Source organism: Psychrobacter piscatorii, from assembly GCF_001444505.1.
Taxonomy (GTDB): Bacteria; Pseudomonadota; Gammaproteobacteria; order Pseudomonadales; family Moraxellaceae; genus Psychrobacter; species Psychrobacter piscatorii_B.
The window spans coordinates 1-7,127 of record NZ_LNDJ01000127.1 but is presented as its reverse complement, the minus strand read 5'-3'; the positions used below and the strand labels follow the sequence as shown (position 1 = coordinate 7,127).

7 protein-coding genes and 1 pseudogene are annotated in these 7,127 nt (G+C 43.6%); 4 read left to right on the top strand and 4 right to left on the bottom strand.

Going from position 1 to position 7,127, the window contains the following annotated elements; genetic code table 11:
- The first annotated feature begins 200 nt into the window (after positions 1-200).
- Complete coding sequence (locus AS194_RS12790) at positions 201-1,151, top strand: acyltransferase (protein WP_058025880.1); 951 nt, start codon at positions 201-203, stop codon at positions 1,149-1,151.
- A gap of 35 nt (positions 1,152-1,186) precedes the next feature.
- Here AS194_RS12790 and AS194_RS13840 read toward each other — a convergent pair whose 3' ends face one another.
- The 3 genes from AS194_RS13840 to AS194_RS12775 all read right to left on the bottom strand — a co-directional run bounded on the left by AS194_RS13840 (position 1,187) and on the right by AS194_RS12775 (position 3,672).
- Entirely contained in the window at positions 1,187-1,423 is a 237-nt protein-coding gene (locus AS194_RS13840; RefSeq protein ID WP_200960365.1) for a hypothetical protein, read from the bottom strand.
- A 487-nt stretch (positions 1,424-1,910) separates the two neighbouring features.
- Entirely contained in the window at positions 1,911-2,594 is a 684-nt protein-coding gene (locus AS194_RS12780) for a cupin domain-containing protein (protein ID WP_058025877.1), read from the bottom strand.
- A gap of 214 nt (positions 2,595-2,808) precedes the next feature.
- Positions 2,809-3,672, bottom strand: coding sequence for a universal stress protein (locus AS194_RS12775; protein WP_058025876.1), 864 nt, complete (start codon positions 3,670-3,672; stop codon positions 2,809-2,811).
- Positions 3,673-4,003: 331 nt separating this feature from the next.
- Here AS194_RS12775 and AS194_RS12770 point away from each other — a divergent pair, with 331 nt between their 5' ends.
- The 3 genes and pseudogenes from AS194_RS12770 (at position 4,004) to AS194_RS12755 (ending at position 6,082) form a co-directional block, all read left to right on the top strand.
- Positions 4,004-4,537: a DUF2058 domain-containing protein gene (locus tag AS194_RS12770; RefSeq protein ID WP_058025874.1), complete on the top strand. Its 534-nt coding sequence runs from the start codon at positions 4,004-4,006 to the stop codon at positions 4,535-4,537.
- Between the two features lie 320 nt (positions 4,538-4,857).
- Positions 4,858-5,559, top strand: a pseudogene (locus tag AS194_RS13560) (IS1 family transposase).
- Complete coding sequence (locus AS194_RS12755) at positions 5,552-6,082, top strand: substrate-binding domain-containing protein (RefSeq protein WP_227511659.1); 531 nt, start codon at positions 5,552-5,554, stop codon at positions 6,080-6,082. The pseudogene AS194_RS13560 and the gene AS194_RS12755 overlap by 8 nt, the downstream one beginning before the upstream one ends.
- A gap of 14 nt (positions 6,083-6,096) precedes the next feature.
- Here the strand turns inward: AS194_RS12755 and AS194_RS12750 are convergent.
- Positions 6,097-7,127 (bottom strand): potassium/proton antiporter (locus AS194_RS12750; RefSeq protein ID WP_152978646.1); only part of this gene is annotated, 1,031 nt, incomplete at its 5' end.

The following is a 7,127-nucleotide window of genomic DNA, read 5'->3' as shown; positions in this document are numbered from 1 at the left end:
TCTACGATGATGTTGTGTTAAGAATGGAGTATTTACAAGGTCATGCCTTAGTACGCTTTTTTATGGCAAAAATAATACTTTTCACTAGAAGTGCTGTGTATTATTTGTTGTTAACACTCATACACTGAGATTTATTTCTGCTAAAATCATGCAGTAATATTATCAATACCTCATCACTGGTATGAGAAAAAGGACTTACTATGCGATTGAAATCAATCGTTCAAAAACTACATGAACGCGCCCCAAAACTGGGCAAAGCCGCATCACTCACCACAGCCACGGGTGTGATTACCTTTAATAGTATCTTGGCAGGACCTCCTGTATGGATAATGGGCGCTGCCAAAGCCATCACTGGAGCTGCTATCGCTGACAAAGCCGTTATCGATGTCACCAATTACTGGATCAACAGTAACAATGCCGTCATCGACAATATCCTACCACGTAAAGACTGGCGTATAAGCTTGCCTGATGATGTACACACAGACGGTCAATACCTGCTGATCAGCAATCACCAATCGTGGGTCGATACCAGCATCATGCAATATATCAGTGAAAAGCGCCTACCATTGACGCGCTTTTTTACCAAGTTTGAGCTTATCTATATTCCGGTGATTGGGCAGGCTTTCTACTTTCTCGACTTCCCTATGATGCGACGACACTCTAAAGAAGCCATTGCCAAAAATCCTGCTTTAAAAGGTAAAGATATCGAAGAGGCCAAACGAGCCTGTGCGCTACTCAAAGACAAGCCTTTCACTTTGCTAAATTATTTGGAAGGAACGCGCTTCACCCCTAGCAAACGTGACAAACAAAACTCACCATATAAGCACTTGCTCAAGCCCCGTGCTGGCGGATTATCACTTGCTTTGAGCGCCCTAGGCTCAGAGATCGATGGTATCTTGGACATGACGATCGTCTATCCTGACGGCATACCCACTTATAGTGACTTATGGAAAGGCAACATCAAACGTCTAGGCGTCGATGTGCGTCATATCGAAATACCTGAAGACTTATTTACGGCAATCAAAAATGGTGGTTATGAAACAAATGACGCGGTAAAAGCGCAGATGTTTGACTGGGTTGAGCAGGTATGGCACAAAAAAGACCAGCTAATCACAGAGATGCTGGCTGACTTTGAGACCAAAAACGCCTAGTATAAAAGTGCTCGGTTGTAGATAAAGATTACCTCTCAGCAAAATCTGAAGTAGAAGAAATCAACGACCAGCTGAGCACCGCTATTAATGAGGTGATTGGCGCGTGTATGTAAGGCTTGATAAAAGCTTTGAACATCAAAGCCTACTAACACATCGTGAAATTCTGGACAATCGTCTAGCTTGAGTAACATTCTGTGAAATGCCATGGATAGCTCAAGTAAGGTTAGAAACGTGGTGATGCGATTTTTGATAAAGTCGATATACCCTGCCATATTATCGACCGCGAAACGACAGTAATTTTTTTTGAACTTATAAATAATCAGTTCGTTTGAGCAGTAAGACAGCCGATGGTCATGGTGGCGCTTGTCTGCTATAAAATAATCAAAGGCACGCGTGACACAGTCGAGCCAACTGCATAAACTCTTTATCATTGAACACTATCAACTATATCTCAAAACAACTGAATAAATAGCATAAAAAACGTCTCCATTTCGGAAGCGTTTTCAATATTAAAATACGATTGGCGGATGTCAGATGATATAGTTGATTCAGTTTAAAAGAAATACAAAGCAACCGAGCGCAGATGTATATGTGATAATTCAAGTGAGGTTAACGCTGTCACTCTTTTATAGAGAATTGACTATATTCAAGATACTGCCTACAGCGCATCTAACACATTGAATATGAAAGATTGATGTGTTGGATATTACGTTTACCGATTATTTAGACAATTGATACAGTACTTTCCACAAGTTTTATCTAGGCTTCATTTATTTCCAAGCCCACTACTTGGCTGAGATGCCCTGTTTTTAGATATATCGTCGCGCCCTCTCGTCCTGCTGTGATTTGCGCGTACTCACCTGCAGGCAGACGTAACCACCCCCAACGCTGATAGACTCGGTCATCATCTACCAGCTCGCCTGCAATGACTAACAGCTCTGCGCCATTAAGGATTGGCTCATTGAATAACAACTCGCCTGCCTCTATACGTTGCAAGCTCACCTGCTCGACATCATCTGAGAACAGAGGACAAACGTCACGGTCACCTTGTCGCTGCCAATTGGCGCTATCGTGAGTGTCGATGGCCACATGCTGCGCTTCTTCAGGTGACATCTGCCGTAGTTTAACGAAAATCACTGCGCCTTCATCACTATAAGGCCTATGACCGGATGCTGGTGGATTGCGCACGTACCAACCTGCCGGATAATGGGTATCGTCTGCAGAAAAAGTCCCTGACAATACGAGTATCTCCTCGCCGCCTGGATGCTGATGGTGCGGAAAATAAGAGTTCGGTGCATAACGTACTAGGCTCGTCGCACGAGCCTTCTCTTCACCGATGCGGTCAAGCATCACTCGCTCCACGCCATTCTGTGGTGATTTGACCCACCCGTGGTCTTCAGGTGCTAGCGAAGCACGACGTGAAAAATCTGCATTGATACGCATAAGGGGTTCCAAAGATAGAATGAGTGGCGTCAGCAAGTGAGCCGTTATGAGATATAGATTGGTTATCTAAAAGATCAATAACCAATCCTCTTTATGAATATTGCGCTGCTGAGAGCGATACACTGCTCGCTCGTGTCTCGAACAAGGCACGGCCTTAATTTAGTGTCGCTTTATCGAAAAACAAGCGACTCATGACAATTTATTAATGCATCCATTAGCGTACCAGAATCACCGGAGACAATGTGCTCGCAATGATCTCTGTCGTTGTACTACCAAGGAACAACTGCTGCCATTTAGAGTGTCCATAAGCACCGACCACCATGATGTCAATATCGTTGTCGACTTGAAACGTTAATAACCCATCGACCGCATCAGAAGCAGACAGATGATGCGCCTCAACGATATAACCTGCATCTTCCAATTTTGCAGCAGCCGCGCTCATGCTTTGCTTGGCAGCATCATTGTGATTACCGACCATCACGATATGACCTTTCAAACCTTTCAATAATGGGCTTTTTGACACCATCCATGCCGCTTTTATAGAGGTCTTGCTACCATCAAAAGCAATCATATATGAGCTAGGCTCTTTAAAAGTCTCTGAGCAAATCAGGATAGGGATATCCGATGCGCGAGCTACCGTTTCGATTTGGCTGCCGATATTGATGCGGCTATTTTTGTGGTCTTCGCCGCGGCGGCCCATGACGATCGCGCGATTTTCTTCTTTGAAATGCTCGATGCTAGGAAGCAATTTACCATGACGTTGATAAATGCGCACATTGACATCCGCAAAGCTGTCTTTGATATGGCTTTTTGCATCTTGTACTAAGGCGTTGCTATAGCTATTGACGACTTTTGCCCTTTGCTCATCTAGCTGGGACAACTCTTCTAACAAAAACTGGCGACTGTTTATCCCTATCGCGCCTGACAGATCACGTCTGACTGAAGCAGGGACGTCGCTGACATGCAGCAACCCAACAGGCAAGTTCAGTTTGCTGGCATACCATGCGGCATAGTCACAAACCGATTCAGTCACTGCTGAGCCGTCAATACAGGCTAGAATGTGCTGTGATGTTGTCATAATCTGTCCTTAGATATGTTATTTAATCCCATACAGCTTGTTATATATGACCAAGCTATGCCCATTGTTTGGAGATGTTTCTAAAAACCGCTCTCTTAATTTGATGATACCCAATTTGGTCGGTTTCATCCAGCGATGTACACGCTTTTGTAAAATCACAAACGTACTAGCACTATTATTTTATATAGTTTACAAGAGTATTGTCTTAACCCCCCGATGAACTCTGGTCATTGTCTAACCACAAGCGTTAGTAAAGTTTGCTACAATACCTCTTTTAGTATTTATGATTCAGTATTTAAGACTTACGTATCGTTATTTAGGTGATTGAATTATGGCAAAGAACGCCCTACAGGCTCAACTATTAAAGGCTGGATTGGTCGATAGTAAAAAAGCCAAAAAAATCAGCAAGCAAACGCAGCATGCCAAGCGTATTGGCGACTCAGAGAGTTTAGAGACCAAAAAAGCATTGGCAGAGGCTCAAGCGCAAAAGCTTGAGAAAGACCAAAAGCTCAATCAGCAAAAACAGCAAGCTTTAGAAGAAAAGGCGCTGAGGGCTAACATCATTCAAATGATTAAGCAGCATCAGATAGCCGATACGGATGGTGACGTTAGCTATCAATTCGTCGATGCGTCTAAAGTGAAAAAAATATCCATCACGCAAAAGCTATACGATCAAATCGTCGCCGGTCATGTCGTAATTGCACGCTTAGAGGACAGCTACGCGTTACTGCCGCGCCCACTCGCAGATCGTATCGATACAAAAATGGAAGGGTTTATGGTCGTGTCCAACGATACCGCTGAAGACACGCCAGAAGAAGATGATCCTTACGCCGCTTATGTGATTCCAGACGATTTGATGTGGTAATCACTTGCCTAATCGCTTAGCGAATTGCATAAGCCTACAAGCAAAACCCCTTCATAGAGCGACCATTCTATGAAGGGGTTTTGCTATTTTCAGTTTAATAGACAGTTTGTTATGGAAATCATCAGCCAGTTAATGACAGAAAATACTTAAGCATCGTGCCTCTCATTCTACTTTATCAGATTGTCTACTTTATTGAATGGATAGGGCTTTTAATTGAACAGTCACTCAACACTCAGTACAATATAAGGTGGTGTATCAAAAAGTATGCTGGGGTAATAAAGGAAGGGTGACAGCCGAAGCAAAATGATATATTTGAGGTTATGAAGACACAAATACAGATCAATTGCCCCGACTGTCACAGTCTTAGTCTAAAGAAAAATGGTATAAAAAGCTATGGCAAGCAGAACTACCAATGTAAGGACTGCAAACGACAATTCATTGGTGACCATGCCTTAAGCTACCAAGGCTGTCACTCTCAAATAGAAGACATCATACGGCTGATGACTGCTCGAGGCTGCGGTGTTAGAGACATAGCCATCATTACCTCGGTGAGTATTGGTAAAGTGCTCAGCACCATAAGCTCATCCGTTTATAAGATCCTGCCTAATAAGCGCTACTATGAACGCTTAGAAGTTGATGAGTTTTAGACTTACGTATATCGCAAGAAGCGTAAAGTCTGGCTCATCTACGCTTATGACCGGGCTACTAATGAGATTGTCGCTTATGTTTGGGGCAAACGCGACTTAAAAACGGCTCAGAAACTAAGAGCGCGTCTTAAGCAACTTAAAGTGAGCTATGACTCTATTAGCATGGACAATTGGGACAGTCTCATAACGGCCTTTAAACCAGATAACAAACAAGTTGGCAAACAGCATACGATAGGTATTGAAGGCAATAATTGCCGTCTTAGACACCGACTAAAACGAGCCATTAGAAGAACCTGTTGTTTCTCTAAGAAGCTCGATAATCACTTAAAAGTGTTTGATTTGGTATTCTTTTATATCAATGATGGCTATGTCTGATGTCAGCATACTTTTTAGAACACCACCTTCTATCGATGTGCATAGCCCTGAGAGCATGCTAGAAAAGCTCTTAAGTAACGAGAGTGACATTGGTGTGGGTTATTTTGGTAGCTTTCCGCCGTTACTGACGTTTAAGCCAGCATTTGTCGAAAAACAAGTGGTCTGCTGCGGACGTGAGCATAAGCTATTTTATAACTCAGAAGGATTGACTTTTGAGGATTTAGAGCAGAATTGTCCGTGGATAAAAAGGGGCTACGTGGTCGAGCATCATATCAATCATATCCGCCCCAAAACCTTGAGCGCCACCACCTATCATATGGAAGCGACAGCGCAGCTGATCCTTGCAGGCTATCATGTTGGCTACTTACCGCGTGATTTGGCGAGACGTTATGAGGGCATGGGACTGATGAAAATACTCCTGCCCAATGAAGCAAGCTACGACGTCGAGCACCACTGGGCATATCGGGAAAATCAGCAAAAACAAACCGCTGACTTTCTACATAAAATGATGAACTTACTATAAAGAAAATACGAATATCACTGCACTGCGACAGACGGTTGTTGATGCTTGAGACCAATGCTTCTAAGCTTACCTTTTTCGCCTACTTCCTTGATGACCAGTGACCATTCATCATTCACCACGACTGTATCGCCTGAGACTGGTGCAGTACCTAAGTGTGAGGTCACATATTCAGCAACCGTTTGCTCCCACATATCTTTGGTACTGTCTGCTTCGGTCGTTTTCAGCGTTTTTACCAAAGGTTTGGCGACCATGGCTTCTGAAAAAAATGGCAAATCGCCAAGTTTCACACTAGGCGACAGTAGCCAATCACCATAAAAATCATCGATCGCCTTACGATCTAACGTTGTGTCATTAAAAATCTTGGCAATTTTGCTCGCATGATTACCTCGCATGGCGTACCAAACACTATCACCAAATTTTATTTTCGTATTTTCATCAACGACGACGATTTGTTGACCGCGCACCAGCGCAAATATACTGATCTCATCAGGGCTAATGCCTTTAGAGATACCCATAGGATGGCGGCCAATAGCAAATGCGCCTGATTGCGCCTCAAACTCGTATAAGGTAATACTCGCCTTATCCGATACCCAAACCTCATGTTCTTCTTTGGGATCTTTATTGGTTGGAATACGTACCTTAAATAAATTCGCCATAGTAGGAATGGTCGTGCCTTGCAAAATCAGTGACAGCACCACAACCCCAAACGCAATATCAAACAGCATAAAGGCGTTATCTATCCCTGCCATGACGGGCAAAATCGCAAGGGTAATGGGCACCGCACCGCGCAGACCAACCCAAGAGATAAACCCAATCTCTCGATCTTTAAATTTAAATGGTTTCACACTAGTATAGACCGCGATAGGACGGGCAACGAAGATCATGAACGCCGCTATCGCCACCGAATAATGCCAGACATTAAGAACGTTTGATGGCGTGACCAATAGCCCCAATACCACAAACAATACCGCTTGCGACAGCCACGCAAAGCTGTCCATCACGCGCATGACATGCTCGGTTGAACGTACCTTATAATTGCCTATCA